This window comes from Nonomuraea fuscirosea (assembly GCF_035917475.1).
In the GTDB taxonomy this organism is placed as follows: Bacteria; Actinomycetota; Actinomycetes; order Streptosporangiales; family Streptosporangiaceae; genus Nonomuraea; species Nonomuraea fuscirosea.
Genome location: NZ_CP109074.1, coordinates 10,645,953 through 10,665,376 on the forward strand (window position 1 = coordinate 10,645,953; position 19,424 = coordinate 10,665,376).

Genomic DNA, 19,424 nt, shown 5'->3' on the forward strand with positions numbered 1-19,424 from the left:
CCCCACTGGCTGGGGTTCCTGGCCGACGCCAGCGACCTGCTGGCGGGCACGCTCGACCCCGACATGGTGCCGGCCATCATCGCCCAGGTCGTGGTGCCGCGCCTGGCCAACTGGTGCGCCGTCTACACCTCCGACCACTCCGGGCCGCTGCGGCTGGTCTACCTCTGGCACGCCGACGAGGCCAGGATCGACGGCCTGCGCGAGCAGCTCGCCGAGATGGACATCGACGCCGCCGACACCCGGGTCACCTCCACGATCCACCTGCCCGACTCGCAGGTGCTGGCCGTGCCGCTGACCGCGCGCGGGCGCGGTCTCGGCATGATGTGCCTGGGCCGGCCCGACCGCTTCCCCGACGAGGTCATCCAGTTCGCCGAGGACATCGGCAGGCGCGCCGCCCTCGCCATGGACAACGCCAGGCTCTACGCCCAGCAGGCCGCCGCCAACCGGGCGCTGCAGCGCAGCCTGCTCCCGCCCAACGAGCCCGAGGTCCCCGGGCTCGACTACGGCGTCATCTACGAGCCCGCGGGCGAGGCCAACGAGGTCGGCGGCGACTTCTACGACCTGTTCAAGGCGGGCGACGACTCCTGGCGCTTCGCCATCGGCGACGTCTGCGGCACCGGCCCGGAGGCCGCCGCCGTGACCGGGCTGGCCCGCCACACGCTGCGGCTGCTGGCCCGCGAGGGTTACGGTGTGGCGGCGGTGCTCGGCCGGCTCAACCAGGCGATCCTGGAGGAGGGTGAGCGGGCCAGGTTCCTCACGCTGCTGCACGGCGACATCACGCCCGTGCCCGACGGGCTGGAGGTACGCCTCGTCTCGGCCGGTCATCCCGAGGCCCTGCGGCTCAGGGCGAGCGGCAAGGTCGAGGCCGTGACCACGCCGCAGTCGCTGCTCGGGGTCTTCCACGAGGTCATGTTCGAGGCCGACACCATCCATCTGGATCCCGGTGACGTGCTGCTGGCGGTGACGGACGGGGTGACGGAACGGCGCTCGGGCGGGCGGCTCCTCGACGACGACGGGGGCCTGGCCAAGCTGCTGGCCGAGTGCGCCGGGCTGTCGGCCAGGGCGGTGGCCGAGCGCATCCGCAGGGGCGCGGCCGACTTCGCCTCCGAGCCCAGCGCCGACGACCTGGCCATCGTGGTCCTGCGCGCCCGCTAGAGCCCGGTCCTGGGACGTCGCCGACCAGGGGCCCTCACGGGTGGTGCTCAATGTGTGCCCTCCGGCTACTTGCGGGTGGCCGTGATGATGACAGGCGGAACGGCCGCAGGTCAAGAGGCCAGTCAGGGGATGCGGCCAAGGAGCGCGCGGCGGGGGGACCTCACCCGGAGGCGCGCGGCCAAGAAGAGCGTCGCCCGGCCTCCGGGGCCCGGGAGGAGCGTCGCCCGGCGTGCGGGGCCCGGGAGGAACGTCGCCCGGCGTGCGGGGCCCGGGAGGGTCAGCAGACCGGTCGCCAGGCCGTGCTCACGTGCTTGCGGGCGAACTCCAGCTGCAGTGCCGTCTGGGCCAGCCGTTCCGCGACCACGAGGGCGCCCCGGACCGAGTCGTACATGTAGACCTCGTGTTCGAGGCCGTTCTCGGCCAGCTTGGCCACGTACTTCTCGATCTGGCGCAGCGGGCAGCGCGCGTCGTTGTCGCCGGCCAGGATCAGCAGCGGGCTCTTGACCCGGTCGACGTAGGTGATCGGGGAGCTGGCCGCGTACCGTTCCGGCTGCTCCTCCGGGGAGCCGCCGAGCAGAGCGCGGTGGAAGGCGCGCAGGCTCTCGGCCTCGTCCTCGTACGACGTCTGGTGGCAGGCGATCGGCACCGCGGCGATGCCGCACGCCCACAGCTCGGGCTGGGTGCCGAGGCCGAGCAGGGTCAGATAGCCGCCCCACGCCGAGCCGGAGAGCACCGTCCTGGCCGGATCGGCGATGCCGTGGTCGACCACCCACTGCCGGACGGCCGCGACGTCCGCCAGCTCGATGTGGCCGACGTCGCCGTGCAGCGCGTCGCGCCAGGCCGAGCCGTAGCCGGTCGAGCCCCGGTAGTTGACCCGCACCACGGCGAAGCCGGCGTCCACCCAGGCCGCGACCTCCGGGGAGAAGGCGTCGCGGTCATGGGAGGTCGGGCCGCCGTGCAGCAGGAACACGGTGGGATAGGGCGCCACGCCGGTCTCCGGCCTGGAGACCAGCGCGTGGATGCGGCCGCCCTCGCCCTCGACGTCCACGTCCTCGACGGGGACGCTCGGCGGGGCGGGCGGGCCGTTGGAGTTGACCACGACCTGGCCGGTGCTGGACCGGATGACCGGCGGGCGCGAGGCGCTCGACCACGAGTACTCGACCTGGCCGCCGGGCCGGGGCGCGGCCTCCTCGATCACGCCGTGCGGGGTGTCGATGAGGGTCAGGCCGCCGCCGGCGAGGTCGTAGCGGTGCAGGTAGCTGCGGCCGCGGTCGTCGCGCAGGATGAGCAGGCCGCGGCCGTCGTCGTACCACTCGGCGTTCAGGTCGCCGGAGTCGCGCAGCCAGATCTCGCGCTGCTCGCCGGTGACCGGGTCCCAGACGAGGGGCTCGTGACGCCGGCGGCGCTCGTGCAGCGCCAGCAGGCGGCGGTCGCCGACGACGGGGGCGAAGGCGAGGCCGGTCACGCCCTTGCCGCAGCCGTCGTGCAGCTCGCCGACCGTGCGGCCGTTCTGGCGGACGACGCGCAGGGCCGGGTGGCGGAAGTCACCGTACTCGCCGTGGTTGATGGCGATCAGGGAGCCGTCGAGCGACATGGCGGCCACCCACGCCGCCTCCGTGTGCTCGTACAGCAGCTCGGTGGGCTCGCCCGCGCGGACGAGGTGGACGCGGAAGGCCCGCTCCGCGGCCAGGCTGATCGCGGCGACGCCCGTCGTGGACAGGGCGATACCGCCGGGCTGGCCGGGCGGCAGGTCGGGGGCGACGGGCTCGTCGAGGCCGCCGGTGAACGGCTGGCGCCGCCACTCGCCGAAGTCGGCGCCGGTGTCGGCGAACCAGTAGATCCACTGGCCGGTGGGGTCGATCGCGGCGTACGCGGTGCCCGTGGGCCGGTCGGTGACCTGGCGGGTGGCGCCGGTCAGCCGGTCCCAGGCGTAGACCTCCCACTTGCCGGTGGCGTTGGAGCGATAGATGGAGCGGTTCGGGGCCTGACGCGCCCAGGACGGCAGCGTCATGCGCGAGGCCCGGAACCTGGCCTGCCAGCGTTCCTCCGCCTTCATCCGACGCGCCCCCTCCCTTGAGTGACTCGCGCCTCCCGGCGCGGGATGCCGTCCAGTATTGCGCCTGCGTCGGGGAAATACTCCAAGAATGTGGGGGAATTTCGGACTAAATGCCCCATCAGTAACACCAGTCGCTCATGCCCGTCAAGTAACGGGTCTTGATCGGGGGACCGGTTCGAAGATAGACAGCTGGAAGGCCGCGCGCGTCACCACTTTTCGCTGTCCTGCTGCGCCGTTTCGAGCGACAAATGCGGCGATTCGCTCATCAAGCCCGGCTGGCTCGTTATGCCATGCATTCGGTCCCATCCCGACGACTTTGGCGATGTCGCCATGTTCCAGTTCCATCTCGAACTCGATCGAGCGCCGATCCGACTCCGCGAAACCGTCCAGGCTGCGAGCCACCCTGCGCTCTTTCTCCTCATCGACCGAGAGCAGGCCGAGTTCCCCGACCAGCGGGCTGAGATGCGACGGTGCGGGGGTGACGACGACCGCGACGCCGTCAGGACGCAGGATCCGCCGGAACTCCGGCCCGTTCCTGGGCGCGAAGACGTCGATCACCACGTCGGCCACCCCACTCCTGATGGGAAGCGGACGCCACACGTCGGCCACGAACGCCCCTGCCCTCGGATGCACTCGTGCCGCCCGGCGTACAGCGTGCTTCGACACATCGAACGCCATCCCGATGCCATCGTTGATCGCGGTGAGCGCGGCCCCCAGATAGTGTCCGGTGCCCGTGCCCGCGTCGACGATCACCGGCGCGGCCCTGCCCTCCACGCGACGATCTTCGACGAAACCCGGCTCTTGCCCGGGACCACCTCGTCCCACGCCGAAACCGGCCTCCACTCCCGCAACACGGTACGCCCTCAACTCCCCGTCGTCATTCGTTTCGGTAGAGGACTCATGTTTTTTGGGAACGTTGTCGCTTGTCGCATATGCCCGCACCGCTTCCGCCACTGCTTCCGCCACTGCTTCCATGAGTGGCGCGTAGTGACCCTGGTCGAGGAAAGCGGCCCGCGCGGCCACCATTTCCCGACTGTCGGCGGTGCCCGGCGGCCTGTTTCCGACCAGCAGGCTGACGTATCCCTGCTTGGCCACGTCGAAGGAGTGGCCGGCGGCGCATCGCAGCGTGCTCCCGTCGAGCCCTACGTCGGCGCGGCACACGGGACAGATGAGGTAGTCGACGATGTCAGCCAGCATGCGGCCCATTGTCGTGCACCGTTGTCGTACACCGTCTCGTACGGACACACGTGAGGCGGGCTCAGGCGGCCCGCGCCTCAAGGAGGAACGCGGCGTTGGAGGGGGTGGAACGGAGCCGCTCGATCAGGGCTTCGAGGCCCTGGCGCTTCTCCAGCGAGGTGAGCGTGCGCCGCAGCCGCCAGATGACCTGCCGCTCCTCGTTGTGCAGCAGGATCTCCTCGCGCCGGGTGCCCGAGGCGTCCAGGTCCACGGCCGGGAACAGCCGCCGCTCCGCCAGTTCGCGGGTCAGGTGCAGCTCCATGTTGCCCGTGCCCTTGAACTCCTCGTACAGGCTGTTGTCCATCCGCGAGCCCGTGTCCACGAGCGCGGTGGCGAGGATGGTGAGCGAGCCGCCGCCCTCCACGTTGCGGGCGGCGCCGAAGAAGCGCTTGGGCGGATACAGGGCGGCGGCGTCGATGCCGCCGGTGAGCACGCGCCCGCCGCTGGGCGCCACGTTGTTGTAGGCCCGTCCCAGCCTGGTCAGCGAGTCGAGCAGCAGGACCACGTCCCGGCCCGCCTCCACGAGCCGCTTGGCCCGTTCGACGGCCAGCTCGGCGACGGCGGTGTGGTCGCGGTCGGGGTGGTCGAAGGTCGAGGCGAAGATCTCGCCGCTGATGGAGGCGCGCATCTCGGTGACCTCCTCGGGCCGCTCGCCCACCAGCACCACCATCAGGTGCGCCTCGGGGTGGTTGCGGGTGATGCCGGCGGCCAGCGCCTGGAGGACCATCGTCTTGCCGGCCTTCGGCGGCGCCACGATGAGGCCGCGCTGGCCCTTGCCGATGGGGGCGAAGAGGTCGATGACGCGGGTGCTGAGCGACTCGGTCTCGACGTTGAGCCGCTCGGTCGGATGGACGGGGGTGAGTTCGGCGAAGTGCGGCCGGCCGCGCCAGTCGGCGGAGCCGTTGACGGACTCGACGCCGAGGAGCTTGTTGCCGGCGAAGGAGGCGACGACATGGTCGCCGGGCCGCAGGCCGTACTGGCGGGCCTTGTCGGCCTGCACCCGCATGTCGCCGGGGCCGGGGAGCTGCCCCGCCCGGATGAAAGCTGATTTGTCACGCAGGTCGAGCAGGCCGCTGACCTGCTGAACCGGTACGGCATCACGTTGCCGCGGAATGGTCTGCACAGACATGATGGAACCCCTCAGGGGAAACGCGCCTGGGCCAGGTGAAGGCCCGGCGAAATGATGAGGACGGCTGGACCCGAGGAAACGGGGTCGAACCTGATGAAGACCGGCGGAGCTTGAAGCTCTACGCCTGGTGGCAAGCTACCACATCTTCCGGTCCATACAACGCCTAGCCCTCTTGAGCTATTCCCGGGCGGTTCTGGTGTGTTGAGCCGCGTCTCACGGGCAGGGGCGTGACAGTGTTCTTCTCGGCACCGGACGGCGAGGAAAATTACCGCACTCCGGTGTACCGAAAGGCGCAGAACCCCCATCGACGCGGCGTCATCGTGTCAAGTGGCATGCAGGATCCCTGCAACTCGATGAGGGTTCCATAGGACCGACAGAAAACTCCTTGGGGGAGCAGCATCATGAAGACCGTCAACTGCCCGCGCTGTCACCACGAACTCGACGAGGGCCCGATCATGTACCGGTGCGCACACTGCTGCCGCGCCGTCTACGCCGCCGACGTCGAGAACGAGTACGTTCCGCGTCAGCCCGTCGCCGCCTAGTCTGGCCAGGTGCCGCACAAGTCGATAACCGTGTCCGGCGTCGAGGTGACGCCACTCTGTGACGCCGTAGGTCCCATGGGAGCGGCGATCCGCCGCCCGCCGGCGACGATGTTCGCCGGGTCCGCTCTTCCCGACGAGCCGTGGGTCCTGCACTTCCACTGCTATCTCATCCGCGACGCCGCCGATCGGCTGACCCTGGTCGACACCGGGATCGGCGCCGCGGACTCCCCGGCCGCGAGCTGGGCGCCGGTCCCCGGCACCCTGACCGGCGAGCTGGCCGCCGCGGGCGTCGAGCCCGCCGAGGTCACCACCGTCATCCTCACCCACCTGCACAGCGACCACGCCTCTGGCACGGTCGCGGACGGCAGGCCGGCGTTCGAGAACGCCCGCTACGTCCTGCAGCGGGCCGAGCTGGACGCGGCGAACGGCCGGATGCTCGACGAGGTCGTCACCACCATCAAGGGACAGCTCCACGTCGTCGAGGGCGACGCCGAGGTGGCGCCGGGCGTCCACGTCCACGCCGCCCCCGGGCACACGCCCGGCCACCAGATCGCCCGGGTCGGCGAGGTGGCCATGACCGGCGACCTGATCCTGCACCCCGTGCAGCTGGCCGATCCCGGTATCCGCTACCTGTACGACGACGACCAGGAGGCGGCCGCGCGCACCAGGACCGAGGTGCTCGACCGGCTGAGGGCCGAACACGCCGTTCTCGCCACCGCCCACTTCAGCGAGCCGTTCCTCCGTCTCTGAGAGGGCGGCCTGGGAGCGGGCCCGGCGGGGTTGACCACGGAACTCGCGACCCGCCACGGCGAAGCGAGGGGCGTCGCCACCCGCTCTGCCATAGTGCCTGTGTGAGCGATGACTTCTGGTCCACGGTGCACCGCGCGATCGCGGGGGCGTCGGCGTACATCACCGACGAGCACGGCCGCGTGCTCCTGGTCGATCCCAACTACAGGGAGCACTGGTCGTTCCCCGGCGGCATGGTCGACGCGGGCGAGCATCCCGCGCAGGCGTGCGCCAGGGAGGTGGCCGAGGAGGTGGGGCTCTCGGTAGAGGTCGGCAGGCTGCTGACCGTGAGCTGGGTCGACGGGCTGGCCAACGTGCCCTACCCGGTGGTCACCTTCATGTTCGACTGCGGCGAGGTCCCGTCGGACACGCCGATCTCGCTGCAGGCCGAAGAGCTCGACGACTACGGCTTCTTCACGCTGGAGGAGGCGGAGGGGCTGCTGGCCGGCCACGCGTACGAACGCCTGCTGGCCACCGCCGCCGCCCGCGCCTCCGGCGGGCTGACCTACCTACCGCCCGGCCATCGCGGGCTGGTCGGCCAGGAGAGCTGACGGCAGGGCGGCCATCGCGGCCAGGCCGCCGTACGGCGACGGCGCCAGGGTGACCTTGATGCCGTGCCTGGCGGCCAGCCTGGAGACCACGAAGAGGCCGAGCCGGTCGCTCTGGGCCAGGTCGAACTCGGGGGTCTTGGCGAGCCGGTCGTTCAGCTCGTCCAGCTCGGTGCGCGGCAGCCCGAGACCGCGGTCCTCGATCTCCACCATGAGCCCGTGCGGGGTGCTGCCGCAGCGCACGTCCACCCGGGTCTGGGGCGGTGAGAAGAGGGTGGCGTTCTCGATCAGCTCGGCGATCAGGTGGGCCACGTCGGTGACCGCCGCGCCGAGCAGCGCGACCGGCGGCGGCTGCATCACCTCGACCCGCTCGTACTCCTCCACCTCCGCCACGGCCGCGCGCAGCACGTCGTGGATCGGCACCGGGTTGCGCCATCCCCGGCCGGGGGTCTGGTCGGACAGGATGATCAGGCTCTCCGCGTGCCTGCGCATGCGGGTGGTGAGGTGGTCGAGCTTGAACAGGTCCGCCAGCGTCTCCGGCGCCTCGGTGGCCCGCTCCATGCTGTCGAGCTGCAGCAGCTGCCGGTGCAGCAGTGACTGGTTGCGCCTGGCCAGGTTCACGAACACCTGGCTGACGCCGTGGCGCAGCCTGGCCTGGCCCACGGTGGCCTCCACGGCGGTCGCGTGGACGTCGTTGAAGGCCTTGACGATGTCGACGATCTCCGATGTCTGCGCCTTGACCTCCAGCGGCGCCACCTCCTCGGCCGTGGGCGGCCCCGCGTCGCCGCGCAGTCGCTTGACCAGCCCGGCCAGCCGCACCTCGGCCAGCTCCGTGGCGGCGTCGCGCAGCCCGGCCAGCTCGCGCACCAGGCGCTTGCGGAAGCGCAGCGAGATCATGATGGAGGCGATGACCGCGATCAGGCCCACGCCTCCGGCGACGCCCAGCTTGACCAGCATGCCGATGGCGGTCGGGGTCACCCGCTGGGTGATGCCGCGCACGGCCAGCGCCTGGTCGCGCTCGACGGCGTTCCACAGGTTCTGGGCGTCGATGGGCCAGGTGGCCGCGCTCGCGGGCAGCCCGTCGACGGTCGCGGGCCCCTTGATCTGGTCCTCGGTCGCCATGAACTCGGTGTAGACGGGGGCGGTGGACAGCCTCTCGTACGGGCCGCGCAGGTCGCCGTCCAGGTGCGACAGCGCCTGCGTGAAGAGCAGCCGCCTGGTGGCCGCCATCCCCGTGAACGCCTCCCGCTCGCGGGGCTCCACCCTGCCCTTGGCCAGCGCGATCGCGATCAGCGCCCGTTCCCTGGACAGCAGGTCCTTGGCCTCGCCCATCATGGTGACGGCCCTGGCCTGCTGGTAGAGCACCATGTCGGGCACCAGGACCATGGCGTCGTACATGCGGAAGGCCGCGTCCACGATCTGGCTGTAGCCGTCGATGACGTCGAGCGGCGCGACGACGGTGCCGTCCACCTCGCGGCGGACGTCGGGGAGCTGGTCGAGCTTGCCGATCAGCGCGTTGAGCTGCATGGTCATCTGGGGCGTCAGCTCGTGCTGCTGCTTGGCCAGCTCGCGGAACGCCGCCACGGCCCGGTCGGTCCTGCCGCGCTCCCTGGCCATCTCGTTCGCGCCCTGACCGGTGACCAGGAACTCCACCGAGGCCAGCCGCTCGTTCTGCAGGCCGATGGTGACCCGCTCGGACGGTGCGGCCAGATTCGTGGCCATTTCGTTGATCGTGAGCAGGCGGACGCCGTCGCCGCCGGTCAGACCGGCCGCGAACGCCCACAGACCCACCAGGGACAGCAGCGGGACGAGCAGGAGGATGAGGAGTTTGAGTGCGATGGGACGGCCACGCGTGGGGGGCATGCGACCTCCGGGTGCATGATGAGATCGCCTCGCAGAGTACACCCCCCTTTGGAAGGATTTCTGTGCGTCTTCCGCGTTCTTTCTCCGGCTGGACCATGTGGGTCTTTGGCGTGCTCGCCTTCGCGCTCGGCCTGCTCGGCCTGATCTCACCCGGAACCCTGCTCGTCATGCTGGGCTTCGAGGTGCTCGACGTCAGGCCCGCCGGGGATTACACGCTGGTCTATATGGCCGCCTCGTCCATGGCGGCGGTCAACATGGGCGTCTACTACGTTTTCGCCGCGGCGGCGGACTACACGCCGTTCTTCCGCTGGACGGTGCCGTTCCGGCTGGTGACGTTCACCGTCTTCACCACGCTGGTGGTGACCGGCGCGGCGCCCGCCGAGTTCTTCGGCGTCGGGCTCTGGGAGGGGCTGGGAGCGGTGATCACCGGGATCGCGCTCTGGCGCGAGGGCAAGCTGCTGCCCTCGCGCCAGGTCGCCGACGCCTAGTGCCGTCCTTCTATGGGCGCTCGTGCGCGCCGCGGGCCACGAGCTGGTCGCCGTCGGACGCGGTGTGCTCGCGCTCCAGCTTCCGCTCCAGGTCGCGCTTCTCCTCCTCCAGCTGGGCCACCCGGCTGGAGGTCTCGGCCCTGGCGCTGCGCAGCCGGCGGCGCTGCCTGGCGGTCCTGCGCGAACCCGAGCCCATCAGCCACAGGCCCAGCAGCAGGACCGCCGCAGCGGCCGCCCCCGCCAGGAACATGCCCACGTGGTTGAACTCGAAGGTGTAGCCGAACAGGATGTACCTGGTGCTCTCTTCCGTGAGCACCAGGGCGAAGGCACCGCCGGCGAGCAGGATCAGGATCAGTCCCAGTACGATCATCCAACTCACCCCTTGTCGTAAGAGGGGTTTCCCCTGCCCGTAGATCGACGCTCCATGCGCGAAGATGGCGTCCATGAGACCTGAGCAGGGGGAAGTCCTGCATTTCTCCGAGGACCCCACCATCGAACGGTTCGTTCCGCACGTGGCGCCGACCAGCGTCCGCAGTGAGCCCTACGTGTGGGCGGTCGACGGGGAGCGCTGCCCCGACTACTGGTTCCCGCGCGCCTGCCCGCGGGCGATGGCCTGGGTCGGAGCCCGCACCACCGAGGACGACCGGGTCAGGATCGTCGGCTCGGGGTGCGGCGAGCGGGTGCACGCGGTCGAGTACGGCTGGCTGAAGGCGATCATGGACGTGCGGCTGTTCGCCTACCGCCTGCCCGCCGACGGCTTCGCGCCCATCGGGGACCCGCCGCACGCGGTGGTCTCGACCGTCCCTGTGCGGCCGCTGGGCCCGCCCGAGCCCGTGGGGGACCTGTTCGAGCTGCACGAGGAGGCGGGGATCCAGCTCAGGGTGCTGGACAACCTGTGGCCGTTCTGGAACGAGGTGACGGCCAGCACCCTGGAGTTCAGCGGGATCAGACTGCGCAACGCGCGCCGGGCGGGATCGGTGTGAGCGGGATCAGGCCGGAGAACGCTCGCCGATGAGGGCGAGCAGGCTCTGCGCGGACATCGAGCCGGGCGGCAGCTTCTCGCGGGCGACCCGGTTGGCCTCGCGCCTGAGCACCTCGTTGACCGGCGCGGGGACGCCGTGCTCGCGGCCGATGAGGACGATCTCGCCGTTGAGGTAGTCGGTCTCGATCGAGCCGCTGCCCCTGGCCAGGCTCTGCCAGGACGATCCGCCGGCGCGCTCCATGCCGTCGATGGGACGGATGTCCACGTTGTGGCCGCGTATCTCGGCCTCGTCCTCGGGGGTGGCGTACGGGATGCGGGCGCTCTCCAGCACGTTCCTCGCCTCGGCCCTGGCCAGCCGGACCACCTCGGTGCGCTCCGGCGCCTGGCCGACGAGCGCCTCGACGGCGTTGCCCAGGTTGCTGAGCAGCTTGCCGTATTTCCAGCGCATCACGTCGGGCGAACTGCGGGCCAGGAGGCCGTGCTTGCCGAGGTCGGTGACGATCTGCTCGCCGAGGTCGTCCACACCCTGTGGATAACGGCCGACGTGCAGCATCCCCGAGTAGGGGTGCCCGGAGGCGGCGATGGCGCCGGGATGCGGGATCTGGGCCGGCAGCCACACGCACATGCCGTAGACCCGCTCGAACCGCCGCAGGGTCATGCGCTCGTTGGCCACGCCGTTCTGGGCGCACACCACGGGCAGGTCGGAGGGCCAGGGGGCCAGCGCGGCGATCGTGTCCTGTGACTTGGTCGCCAGGATCAGCACGTCGTCATCGCGCGTGGGCACGGGGCCGTCGGCGACGGGAACGCGGAGGGTCTCGTCGGAATCGGGCGTGATCAGTCGCAGCCCCTCATGCTTGAGGGCCTCGTAGTGAGGCCCTCGCGCGATGAGCAGCACGTCATGCCCGCCCTGGTGGAGCCGGGCTCCGATCGTGCCCCCGACTGCTCCTGCTCCGATCACTATGTAACGCATTACCCGAGGATGTCACTCCTCACTTGCCGCGTGCCACCGGGGCCCCGGACCGTCACCTGGCGGATGTCGCCTGGACCTTGGACCGTCACCCGGCCGCTGTCGCCCGGGCCTGGCGCCCTCACTTGGCGAGGGCCACTTGGGCGGCCTGCGCCGTCACGGCGGTCCCGCGGGTGCGCTCGCGCCAGATCGTCCTGAGCACGCGCCAGCCGTCGCGCACCGCGTGCAGGTTGCTCACGCCGTGGATGCGGGAGCGCTCGTGGCTGGGGACCTCGCGGATGACCAGGCCGGCCTGGGCGGCGCGCACGTTCATCAGCGTCTCGATCTCGAAGCCGTCGCAGTCGAGGTCGAGGACATCGAGGTGGCGGGCCCAGAAGGCGTTGTAGCCGTAGCAGAGGTCGGTGTAGCGGGTGCGGTAGAGGACGTTGGTGATCCCGGTCAGGACCTTGTTGCCGAGCGAGCGGATCGGACTGAGGTCGTCCGAGCCGCCACCAGGGGCATACCTGGAGCCCTTGGCGAAGTCGGCGCCGTTCATGAGCGTGGCGACGAAGGAGCGGATCTCCCTGCCGTCGGTGGACCCGTCGGCGTCGATCATCACGATGATGTCGCCCCGGGCGGCCTGGAAGCCCTCGATGAGCGCGTTGCCCTTGCCGCGCCGCGTCTGCACGACGACCTTGAGGTCGGGGCGCAGCCTGCGCGCCACGGCGATGGTGTCGTCAGTCGAGTTGCCGTCGACCAGGATCACCTCGTCGATCCAATCGGGCAGCGTGGCGAAGACGTGGGGAAGGTTCTCGGCTTCGTTCATCGCGGGGACGATGACACTGACGCTGGCGGCGAAAGGCTGCTTGTTCATGTAAGTAAGGATCTCCCGAACGCATGCAGTCCGCTTGACAGCGCCTTGCATAGATCACGTTAATCGGGGATCCAGAGGGATTTTCGCTTCTTCCATCCGGGAAAGGATCTCCGCGACGGTCTCCTCGACGCTTTGTCGAGAGGTGTCCAGCCATAGTCCAATGCGCGGCGTTTCCTTCCGCAGCACGGCGTCTAGCTGGGCGATCGTCCATCCGTTGCCGTAGCCGGTCTTGGCGCGGGCCCGCTCGCGGAGCTCCACGGCGGCGGGGTCGGGAACCAGGACGACCACGTGCAGCGGCCGCGAATGGACCATCTTCGTAAACCGTTCCAAATCCGGTCCAATAATTACGTCTTGAACTATTGGTGTGAATCCGGCATCGAAATACATGTCCGCCGCAGTAGCGGCAATTCGGTAGCGCAGATGAAGCTGGCGCACCGACTCGTCCGCCGCGCCCGCCGCCTCTGCCGAGCCTGCTGAGTCCGGCGTCATGTCGGCGCGTCCGTTGACCACCATCCGGCGGAACGTGTCGCCGCGTACGTGGGCCGAGCGCGGCAGCCGCTCGGCCAGCGCCTGCGCCACCGTGGACTTGCCGGCCGCCGAGACCCCCGTGATCAGGACGACGCCCTTCACGCGCCCACCAGCTTGCGGACCCGGTCGGCGCCCACCGCCATGAGCAGCGTCGGCAGCCGGGGGCCGGTGTCGCGGCCGACGAGGAGCCGGTAGAGCAGGGCGAAGAAGGCCCGCTGCGCCGTCTTCAGCTCCGGGGTGGCCTTGGTGTCGGCGGGCAGCCCGGCCTGGAGCTTGGGCACGCCGTACACCAGCGCCGTCAGCCCTTCCAGCGTCCAGTCGTCGAGGCCGTCGGCGAGCAGCCGCAGGCTCTCGCGCTCGCCGGGCCCGAGCGAGTCGAGCAGCTCCTGGTCAGGCGACTCGCGTACGCGGGTGCGCTGGTCGGCGGGCACGTGATCGTCCACCCAGCGCTGCGCGCGGTCGAGGCGGGGCCGGGCCGTCTCCAGCGTCTCGACGCCGTCGAGATCGCGCAGGATGCGCAGCGTCTGCTCGGCGTGGCCGGTCGTGATGTCGGCCACGGAGGCGAGCGTGCGGTAGGACACCGGGTGCGGGGTGGCGGGCAGCGGGCCGGCGGCGGTGCGCACCGCCCGGTTGTGGGCGGCCAGCTCGGCCGGCTGCGCCTGCCCGGCGGCGACCTTGCGGCCCAGGGCGTCCCACTCGTCGTAGAGCCGCTGGATCTCGTGGTCGAAGGCGATCTTGAAGGACTGGGCGGGCTTGCGGCGGGCGTACAGCCAGCGCAGCACCGGCGCCTCCATGATGGCCAGCGCGTCGGACGGGGTCGGCACGTCGCCCTTGGAGCTGCTCATCTTGGCCATGCCGGTGATGCCGACGAACGCGTACATGGGGCCGATCGGCTGCTGACCGCCGAACACCTCGCCGACGATCTGGCCGCCGACGATCCACGCCGAGCCGGGCGAGTGGTGATCGACCCCGGACGGCTCGAAGGTCACGCCCTCGTGGGCCCAGCGCATCGGCCAGTCGACCTTCCACACCAGCTTGCCGCGGTCGTGCTCGGCCAGGCGCACGGTCTCGCCGAAGCCGCACTCGCAGGTGTAGGCCAGCTCGGTCGTCTCGTCGTCGTAGGCGGTGACCGTGGTCAGGTCACGCTCGCACAGGTCGCAGTAGGGCTTGTACGGGAAGTAGTCCTCGACCGGCTCGGAAGCCTGCCGAGAGCCCTGCTTGGTGCGGTAGCGGGACAGCACGGCGTCGATCCTGGCCCGCTCGCGCACCGCGGTCAGGATCTGCTCCCGGTAGGCGCCCGACGTGTACTGCTGGGTCTGGCTGATGCCGCGGACCTCGACGCCCAGCTCCGCCAGCGCGGCGGTCATCGGGGACTTGAAGTGCTCGGCCCAGTTGGCGTACGAGCTGCCGGGAGGGGCGGGCACCGAGGTCAGCGGCTTGCCGATGTGCTCGGCCCACGACGGGTCGATGCCCGCCGGCACCCGGCGGAAGCGGTCGTAGTCGTCCCACGACAGCAGGTGGACGCACTCGCGTCCGCGCCGCCTGATCTCGTCGGCGACCAGGTGAGGCGTCATGACCTCGCGCAGGTTGCCCAGGTGGATCGGGCCGGACGGGCTCAGCCCGGAGGCGCAGACGATCGGCTTGCCCGGGGCGCGGCGATCGGCCTCGGCGATCACGTCGTCGGCGAACCTGGAGACCCAGTCGGTCTCGGCACTGTCCATCGCGCCATTCTTGCGGTTCCGCCGAGCACAAGCCAACGCGTTGGGGTCAGGCGGCGCGGGTGCGGTTCTGCCGGCCGAGGGCGGCCAGGACGGCGGGCGGGTCGATGACGCCGTACCCGTAGTCGTGGTCGAAGCCGACCGTGCTGCGGTCGTCGGCCGTGCGGTGCAGCAGCGTGCGCAGCTGCGAGGGCGACAGCTCGGCCGCGGACCTGCGCGTGCGCACGGCCGCGACCACCCCGGCGGCGACGGGGCAGGAGGCGGAGGTGCCGGTGTCGGCGTCCCCGACGGCCCGCGAGCCGGCGAAGTGCGTGTACGCGCACAGGTCGGGCTTGCGGTCCGACAGCCGCCCCGGCCCCTGCGAGGAGTAGCCGACTCGCTCGCCCCGCGTGTCGACGCCGCCGACCGACAGCACGCGCGGGTGGGAGTTGGCGCCCACGATCGTCCGGCCGGTGTAGCCGCAGCGGCCGTCGGGGCAGTCGCCGCCGCAGTTGCCCGCCGAGAACAGGATGTCGGCCCCCTCGCTCTCCAGGCTGCCGACGATCACGTTGAACGGGTGCGCCGGGTTGTCGGAGTAGTTGCCCGGATGGCCGGGCGGGAAGTCCATGTCCGGCGAGAACAGCCCCCAGCTGTTGCTGACGACCAGCGACCTGGACTCGGCGGGTATCGCCCTGATGACGGAGCCGAGATGGGCGTAGGCCGCGACGGCGTCGGACAGCAGGCCGTCGACCCCGGCCCCAGGCTGCCTGCTGAGCAGGACCGGGATGTCGAGCAGGGTGGCCTTGGGCGCGGCGAGCAGCACGTCGAAGGCGCACATGGAGCCGTGGGAGACCGGGTAACGGCCCGGGGTCCTACCCACTCCCGGCGGGCTCCAGCTCCGACCGGCGTCCACGGCCACGTCGTGGCCGATGCGCGTCGCGACGTGGTCGGCGTTGACGCCGGTGTCGACGACCGCGACGCACACGCCTTCGCCGTCATGGCCGGCCGCCCACAGCTCGGACGCGTGCAGCAGCCGCCTGACCTCTTCCCAGTCGCCGACGGGGCCGTCGCCGCCGCAGGCCGGGTGCGGGTGGATGGCGGGGTCGGCGAAGATGCCCGCGACCTCGCGTACGGAGGAGGACAGCAGCACGGACCGCGTGGACAGCTCGTCGTCGGGGATCTCGCCGCGCACGAGCACGGAGGCGTCCTCGGGCGCGTGCGAGAACCCCACCCGCTGGTGCAGCGACAGCGGCGCGCCGTGGGCGGAGACGGGCCGCGGCACCGGCACCGGCGGGTACGCGTCGTCGAGCAGGACGCCGGGCAGATCGGTGACGACGTCGGCCACCGCACTGCGGACGCCTGGATCGAGCACGGACGCCACGACGTCGGGAGCCGGGCGGAGCTGGATGAGTACGCGCATGGATTCCCCTGGGGAGAGCTGTTACCGAGTGATTACTCAATGTAGTAATGCCCGGTCGTCCCGTGGGGATTCCTAGGTGAAACGGGTATGTGACTTTCCGTCGGCTGGGCGGAGGAGGTCCCCGCCGCCCAGCCGGCGAGAGCGTCAGGTCAGCGTGGCCGCGTGCGGGTCCCAGTCCGCCGGCAGCGGCTCGGGCGCGGTGACGGAGGAGGAGATCGCGCGAAACTCCGACCGCTCGCCCGACTCCGTGATGGCCGACATGAGCTCCAGCACGTGGTGGGCCAGCTCGCCCGACGCGCGGTGCGGTGTGCCCGCCCTGATCGACCTGGCCAGGTCGAGCACGCCGATGCCGCGCCCGGCCGTGGTCCCGGTCACCGGCAGCTCCCGCCAGTCCGCGTCGTTCGGCCCGCGGACCAGCAGCGGGCCCTCGAATGTGTTGGGGTCGGGCAGCGACAGGGCGCCCTCGCTGCCGATGATCTCGATCATGCGGCGGTTGACGGCCGAGTCGAAGCTGAACGTGGCCGCCGCCGTCGCCGTGCCGGGGAAGTCCAGCAGGGCGTTGACATGGGTGGGCACGTCGACGGGGAAGAGCGTGCCCGCCTTGGGCCCCGATCCCACGCTGCGCTGGTCGCGGGCCCTGCGCGTGCCGGCCGCCACCCGCGCGACGGGGCCGAGCAGCGACACCAGGGCGGTCAGGTAGTACGGGCCCAGGTCGAACAGCGGGCCGGCGCCCGGCTGGTAGAAGAACTCCGGGTTCGGATGCCAGGACTCGGGCCCCATGCTCTGCGTGGCGGCCGTGACCGCCACCGGCGTGCCGATGAGGCCGGAGCGCAGGGCGTGCAGGGCCGACTGCAGCCCGGCGCCGAGGAAGGTGTCGGGGGCGCCGCCCACCCGAAGGCCACGGTCGGCGGCCTCGGCCATCACCTTGCCCGCTTCGTCCATGTTCATGGCCAGGGGCTTCTCGCCGTACACGTGCTTGCCGGAGCGCAGGCTCTCCAGCGCGACGGCCGCGTGCGCGGAGGGGACGGTGAGGTTGACCACGATCTCGACCTCGGCCAGCGAGAGCACCGCGCCGAGGGTGCCCGACACCGGTACGTCGTGCTCCCTGGCCACGGTGGCGGCCCGGTCGGTGTCGAGGTCCGCGACGGCGACCACGCGCACGTCGGGGAAGGAGTTGAGGTTACGGAGGTACTGGCCGCTGATGACTCCGGCGCCGACCAGTGCGACGCCGACCGGGCCGTTGCTCAAGAGCGCTCCAAGGAGGTGAGGTGGGCGTGGCTGTCCGCTAGCGCGGTGAAGACGTCGGTCGCGCACTCGTCGAGCTCGACGACGCGCCAGGCGTCCGGCGCGGCGGCGAGGATCTCGGGCACGGGCATGACGCCCGCGCCCACCGCGGTGTGAGGCTCGCCCTTGACGACGGGGCCGTCCTTGACGTGCAGGGCCTCCACCCGGCCCGCGAGGCGGCCGAGCAGGGCGGGCACGTCGGCGCCGCCCACCGCCGCCCAGTAGGTGTCGATCTCCAGGAACACCTCGGGCGCCAGCAGGTCGGCCAGCACCTCGATGGCGTGCCGGCCCTCCACCCGGGGTTCGAGCTCCCACCAGTGGTTGTGGTAGCCGATCCGCATCCCGGCGCCCGCCGCCTGCTCGGCCAGGCCGTTGAGCAGGTCGGCGGCGCGCTGGATGCCGTCGCGGGTGGTGAACTGCTCGGGCGCGATGCCGGCCGGGACGATCACCTGGTCGGTCCCGAGCGTGGCGACCGCGTCGAAGACCTCGGCCGGCTCCCTGCTGAGCAGCGCGCCCGCGTGTGTGCCCGACACACTGAGCCCCAGGTCGTCGGCGACCTGGCGGAAGCCCTTCGGGTCGTTCAACGGGTCGTAGGGCTCGACGGCCCGGTATCCGATCTCCGCGATCCGCCGCAGCACGGCATCACGGTCGGCGGCCAGCGGTTCCCTGACGGTGTAGAGCTGGACACTGATCGGTCGAGTCATCCGCGTACCCCCATGAGGTGCTCAAGCGCGAGCTGGTTGAGGTGGGTGAAGTGGAAGCCGCGGGCGGCGGCCGCCTCGGGGTCGAAGTCGTCCTTGGCCAGGTCCTGCCAGGTCTCGCCCGAGGCCAGCGTGGACTGGGCCAGCTCGTCCACCCGCGAGGCGCTGATGGCCTGCTGGACCTCGGGGTCGGCGCGGAAGGCGCGCGCCTTCTCCTTCAGGATCAGGTAGGTGCGCATGTTCGCCGCGGCCGAGACCCACACGTCCTCGGCGTCCTCGGTGCGCAGCGGCTTGTAGTCGAAGTGGCGGGGGCCGTCGTAGCCGCCGTTCTCCAGCAGGTCCACCAGGAAGAACGCGCTCTTCAGGTCGCCGTGGCCGAAGATCAGGTCCTGGTCGTACTTCGGTCCATGCTGGCCGTTGAGGTCGATGTGGAACAGCTTGCCGTGCCACAGCGCCTGGCCGATGCCGTGCACGAAGTTGAGCCCGGCCATCTGCTCGTGGCCGACCTCGGGGTTGAGGCCCACCATCTCAGGGTGCTCCAGGTCGTTGATCAGCGCCAGGGCGTGGCCGATCGTGGGCAGCAGGATGTCGCCTCGGGGCTCGTTCGGCTTGGGCTCCAGGGCGAAGCGGATGTCGTAGCCCTTGTCGATGACGTACTGGCAGAGGAGGTCCAGGCCCTCCTTGTAGCGGTCGAAGGCGGCCTTGACGTCCTTGGCCGCATCCGACTCCGCGCCCTCGCGCCCGCCCCAGCAGACGTAGGTGCGCGCGCCGAGCGAGGCGGCCAGGTCGAGGTTGCGCATGACCTTGCGCAGCGCGTAGCGGCGGACGTCGCGGTCGTTGCTGGTGAAGGCGCCGTCCTTGAAGACGGGGTGGGTGAACAGGTTCGTGGTGGCCATCGGGACCTTCATGCCGGTCTCGTCGAGGGCCTTCCTGAAGGCGGCGATGGCCTTGTCGCGGTCGGGCTCGACGGCGAGCAGGTCGTCGTCGTGGAAGGTGACGCCGTACGCGCCGAGCTCGGCCAGGCGGTGCACGCTCTCGACCGGGTCGAGCGCCGGGCGGGAGGCGTCGCCGAACGGGTCGCGGGCCTGCCAGCCGACCGTCCAGAGGCCGAAGGTGAAGCGGTCGTCCGGGGTGGGAGTGTATGCGGGCATTTGTTGGGCCTCTTCCTTTAGTCCATAATCTGTACATA

At 70.9% G+C, this 19,424-nt stretch carries 19 protein-coding genes; 6 read left to right on the forward strand and 13 right to left on the reverse strand.

All coding sequences use genetic code 11. The features are described from left to right. Nucleotides 1-63 precede the first annotated feature (63 nt). The gene (locus OIE67_RS49045; protein WP_326633552.1) at nt 64-1,155 is read left to right on the forward strand and encodes a PP2C family protein-serine/threonine phosphatase; all 1,092 of its coding nucleotides are present in this window, start codon (nt 64-66) and stop codon (nt 1,153-1,155) included. 277 nt (nt 1,156-1,432) lie between these two features. Here OIE67_RS49045 and OIE67_RS49050 read toward each other — a convergent pair whose 3' ends face one another. The 3 genes from OIE67_RS49050 to rho all read right to left on the reverse strand — a co-directional run bounded on the left by OIE67_RS49050 (nt 1,433) and on the right by rho (nt 5,576). Beyond that, complete coding sequence (locus OIE67_RS49050) at nt 1,433-3,211, reverse strand: S9 family peptidase (RefSeq protein WP_326633554.1); 1,779 nt, start codon at nt 3,209-3,211, stop codon at nt 1,433-1,435. A gap of 144 nt (nt 3,212-3,355) precedes the next feature. Next, nucleotides 3,356-4,408, reverse strand: coding sequence for a putative RNA methyltransferase (locus OIE67_RS49055; protein WP_326633556.1), 1,053 nt, complete (start codon nt 4,406-4,408; stop codon nt 3,356-3,358). A 61-nt stretch (nt 4,409-4,469) separates the two neighbouring features. Next, nucleotides 4,470-5,576, reverse strand: a complete 1,107-nt coding sequence (gene rho, locus OIE67_RS49060) for a transcription termination factor Rho (protein ID WP_326633558.1) — start codon at nt 5,574-5,576, stop codon at nt 4,470-4,472. A gap of 401 nt (nt 5,577-5,977) precedes the next feature. Between rho and OIE67_RS49065 the strand changes: the two genes are divergently transcribed. From OIE67_RS49065 to OIE67_RS49075, 3 genes are all read left to right on the forward strand, one after another. After that, nucleotides 5,978-6,118, forward strand: coding sequence for a hypothetical protein (locus OIE67_RS49065; RefSeq protein ID WP_181308181.1), 141 nt, complete (start codon nt 5,978-5,980; stop codon nt 6,116-6,118). A gap of 75 nt (nt 6,119-6,193) precedes the next feature. Further along, nucleotides 6,194-6,868, forward strand: coding sequence for an MBL fold metallo-hydrolase (locus OIE67_RS49070; RefSeq protein WP_326633560.1), 675 nt, complete (start codon nt 6,194-6,196; stop codon nt 6,866-6,868). Nucleotides 6,869-6,969: 101 nt separating this feature from the next. Further along, on the forward strand, nt 6,970-7,455 hold the full coding sequence (locus tag OIE67_RS49075) for an NUDIX hydrolase (RefSeq protein WP_326633562.1): 486 nt from the start codon (nt 6,970-6,972) through the stop codon (nt 7,453-7,455). On the opposite strand, the gene OIE67_RS49080 is transcribed toward OIE67_RS49075, so the two are convergent. Further along, on the reverse strand, nt 7,414-9,315 hold the full coding sequence (locus tag OIE67_RS49080) for a sensor histidine kinase (RefSeq protein ID WP_326633565.1): 1,902 nt from the start codon (nt 9,313-9,315) through the stop codon (nt 7,414-7,416). The two genes, OIE67_RS49075 and OIE67_RS49080, sit on opposite strands and share 42 nt — an antisense overlap. Nucleotides 9,316-9,377: 62 nt before the next feature. Between OIE67_RS49080 and OIE67_RS49085 the strand changes: the two genes are divergently transcribed. Continuing rightward, nucleotides 9,378-9,803, forward strand: coding sequence for a hypothetical protein (locus OIE67_RS49085; RefSeq protein WP_326633566.1), 426 nt, complete (start codon nt 9,378-9,380; stop codon nt 9,801-9,803). A 10-nt stretch (nt 9,804-9,813) separates the two neighbouring features. Here OIE67_RS49085 and OIE67_RS49090 read toward each other — a convergent pair whose 3' ends face one another. After that, nucleotides 9,814-10,173 (reverse strand): hypothetical protein, encoded by a 360-nt coding sequence (locus tag OIE67_RS49090; RefSeq protein WP_326633568.1) that lies wholly within the window; start codon nt 10,171-10,173, stop codon nt 9,814-9,816. Between the two features lie 73 nt (nt 10,174-10,246). Here OIE67_RS49090 and OIE67_RS49095 point away from each other — a divergent pair, with 73 nt between their 5' ends. Continuing rightward, entirely contained in the window at nt 10,247-10,786 is a 540-nt protein-coding gene (locus tag OIE67_RS49095; protein WP_106247612.1) for a DUF6886 family protein, read from the forward strand. A gap of 6 nt (nt 10,787-10,792) precedes the next feature. On the opposite strand, the gene OIE67_RS49100 is transcribed toward OIE67_RS49095, so the two are convergent. The 8 genes from OIE67_RS49100 to xylA all read right to left on the reverse strand — a co-directional run bounded on the left by OIE67_RS49100 (nt 10,793) and on the right by xylA (nt 19,386). Then, a complete protein-coding gene (locus tag OIE67_RS49100) occupies nt 10,793-11,755 on the reverse strand; it encodes a ketopantoate reductase family protein (RefSeq protein WP_326633571.1) in 963 nt (320 codons plus the stop codon). 118 nt (nt 11,756-11,873) lie between these two features. Beyond that, on the reverse strand, nt 11,874-12,605 hold the full coding sequence (locus OIE67_RS49105) for a glycosyltransferase family 2 protein (RefSeq protein WP_326633574.1): 732 nt from the start codon (nt 12,603-12,605) through the stop codon (nt 11,874-11,876). A 54-nt stretch (nt 12,606-12,659) separates the two neighbouring features. Next, the gene (locus OIE67_RS49110) at nt 12,660-13,235 is read right to left on the reverse strand and encodes an AAA family ATPase (protein WP_326633576.1); all 576 of its coding nucleotides are present in this window, start codon (nt 13,233-13,235) and stop codon (nt 12,660-12,662) included. Then, nucleotides 13,232-14,854 carry a lysine--tRNA ligase gene (gene lysS / locus OIE67_RS49115; RefSeq protein ID WP_326633578.1) on the reverse strand — a complete coding sequence of 541 codons (1,623 nt, stop codon included), beginning with the start codon at nt 14,852-14,854 and terminating at the stop codon, nt 13,232-13,234. The genes OIE67_RS49110 and lysS overlap by 4 nt, the downstream gene beginning before the upstream one ends. 46 nt (nt 14,855-14,900) lie before the next feature. Next, nucleotides 14,901-16,250 (reverse strand): S8 family serine peptidase, encoded by a 1,350-nt coding sequence (locus OIE67_RS49120; protein ID WP_326633580.1) that lies wholly within the window; start codon nt 16,248-16,250, stop codon nt 14,901-14,903. Between the two features lie 144 nt (nt 16,251-16,394). Further along, nucleotides 16,395-17,498, reverse strand: coding sequence for a Gfo/Idh/MocA family protein (locus OIE67_RS49125; RefSeq protein ID WP_106247621.1), 1,104 nt, complete (start codon nt 17,496-17,498; stop codon nt 16,395-16,397). After that, on the reverse strand, nt 17,495-18,238 hold the full coding sequence (locus OIE67_RS49130; protein WP_326633582.1) for a sugar phosphate isomerase/epimerase family protein: 744 nt from the start codon (nt 18,236-18,238) through the stop codon (nt 17,495-17,497). Before OIE67_RS49130 ends, OIE67_RS49125 begins: the two co-directional genes overlap by 4 nt. Beyond that, nucleotides 18,235-19,386, reverse strand: a complete 1,152-nt coding sequence (xylA, locus tag OIE67_RS49135) for a xylose isomerase (RefSeq protein ID WP_326633584.1) — start codon at nt 19,384-19,386, stop codon at nt 18,235-18,237. The genes OIE67_RS49130 and xylA overlap by 4 nt, the downstream gene beginning before the upstream one ends. Nucleotides 19,387-19,424: the final 38 nt, after the last annotated feature.

Coding starts and splice junctions, on each gene's coding strand:
- OIE67_RS49045 (WP_326633552.1), top strand. CDS start 64: ATGGTGCCGGCCATCATCGCCCAGGTCGTGGTGCCGCGCCTGGCCAAC.
- OIE67_RS49050 (WP_326633554.1), bottom strand. CDS start 3,211: ATGAAGGCGGAGGAACGCTGGCAGGCCAGGTTCCGGGCCTCGCGCATG.
- OIE67_RS49055 (WP_326633556.1), bottom strand. CDS start 4,408: ATGCTGGCTGACATCGTCGACTACCTCATCTGTCCCGTGTGCCGCGCC.
- rho (WP_326633558.1), bottom strand. CDS start 5,576: ATGTCTGTGCAGACCATTCCGCGGCAACGTGATGCCGTACCGGTTCAG.
- OIE67_RS49065 (WP_181308181.1), top strand. CDS start 5,978: ATGAAGACCGTCAACTGCCCGCGCTGTCACCACGAACTCGACGAGGGC.
- OIE67_RS49070 (WP_326633560.1), top strand. CDS start 6,194: ATGGGAGCGGCGATCCGCCGCCCGCCGGCGACGATGTTCGCCGGGTCC.
- OIE67_RS49080 (WP_326633565.1), bottom strand. CDS start 9,315: ATGCCCCCCACGCGTGGCCGTCCCATCGCACTCAAACTCCTCATCCTC.
- OIE67_RS49090 (WP_326633568.1), bottom strand. CDS start 10,173: ATGATCGTACTGGGACTGATCCTGATCCTGCTCGCCGGCGGTGCCTTC.
- OIE67_RS49095 (WP_106247612.1), top strand. CDS start 10,247: ATGAGACCTGAGCAGGGGGAAGTCCTGCATTTCTCCGAGGACCCCACC.
- OIE67_RS49100 (WP_326633571.1), bottom strand. CDS start 11,755: ATGCGTTACATAGTGATCGGAGCAGGAGCAGTCGGGGGCACGATCGGA.
- OIE67_RS49105 (WP_326633574.1), bottom strand. CDS start 12,605: ATGAACAAGCAGCCTTTCGCCGCCAGCGTCAGTGTCATCGTCCCCGCG.
- lysS (WP_326633578.1), bottom strand. CDS start 14,854: ATGGACAGTGCCGAGACCGACTGGGTCTCCAGGTTCGCCGACGACGTG.
- OIE67_RS49120 (WP_326633580.1), bottom strand. CDS start 16,250: ATGCGCGTACTCATCCAGCTCCGCCCGGCTCCCGACGTCGTGGCGTCC.
- OIE67_RS49130 (WP_326633582.1), bottom strand. CDS start 18,238: ATGACTCGACCGATCAGTGTCCAGCTCTACACCGTCAGGGAACCGCTG.
- xylA (WP_326633584.1), bottom strand. CDS start 19,386: ATGCCCGCATACACTCCCACCCCGGACGACCGCTTCACCTTCGGCCTC.